This window comes from Arthrobacter silviterrae, from assembly GCF_011045165.1.
Classification (GTDB): Bacteria; Actinomycetota; Actinomycetes; order Actinomycetales; family Micrococcaceae; genus Specibacter; species Specibacter silviterrae.
Genome location: NZ_JAAKZI010000092.1, coordinates 1 through 976, shown reverse-complemented (window position 1 = coordinate 976; position 976 = coordinate 1). Strand labels below are relative to the sequence as shown.

Here is a 976-nt window from a genome sequence, read left to right as displayed (position 1 = left end):
AAGTTGGAGGGCCCAGAACTGGTCCAATTATCGAATCGCCTGTGCAATTATCGGCTTGCCAAATGGCATTTTGAGCTAAAGAGTTCTCCGAACGTATGCGCTGCTAAATTGCGCGATTTTCTAAGGCACTTCGCCCACTGGCGCAATGATAAGTTGGAAGCGGGTGGTCCACCGGATTTTTTTGCCACGGTTTACACCTTCAAGGATTACATTATCAAGGGGAAAATAATGGGAAAGATGAAGGGCAACCGGCTCAACACCGCCGCCAATGTTGGAAGTTTTGTCACCGGTCGCCAGCAATTGAAATTCCAGGAACAGATCGCCGCCAACACGTCCGCGATGTTGGCCCTGCAGCAGCAACAAGCCGCTCGAGCCGATCATGACCGCCTGGTGGCCGAATTGGACATGGCCGTTGCATGCGGGCGGATGACCGTCGAACAAGCCAATGCCCACATGGAGCTGACGATTTACAACCAGCAGCATCCGGCACCCCACCCAAAGACCAGGGTGGTTCCAACCGCCAGCGCCGCCGTAGACGGATTTTTGCGCATTGGCGGCGTGCCTGCTGGCTGGTACAAGCAGGACGGTCTCAGCGCAAGGTATTGGGACGGCCAGCGCTGGACTTTGAATACCATGCAACTCATTCGGGCCAAGCAGGTTGTAAAACAGCAATGGTTGGCCACCCCGGCCATCGGAAATCAAAAATCACGTCGCATCGCCGGCCTGTTGGGAATTTTCCTTGGCATGTTCGGCATTCATCGCTTCTACCTCGGACACACGGGAATTGGTGTCCTGCAGGCCAGCGCCTTTGTACTCCTTTTTGCGGCGACTTATGGGCTCATAGTCCTGTGGGGCGTCATAGAAGGCGTCATGATCATCAGTGATGCCAAAGCCTTCAAGAGGGACGCACACGGCATTCCGCTGGCTTAGGGCTCACAAAGTGTCCCTTGCCATTCAGCCTCAAGCCCCTTAGGCC

The 976-nt window shown here is 55.0% G+C and carries 1 protein-coding gene; it reads left to right on the top strand.

All coding sequences use genetic code 11. The features are described 5' to 3' along the window. Nucleotides 1-930 (top strand): NINE protein (locus tag G6N77_RS19535; protein WP_205678454.1); only part of this gene is annotated, 930 nt, incomplete at its 5' end. Nucleotides 931-976: the final 46 nt, after the last annotated feature.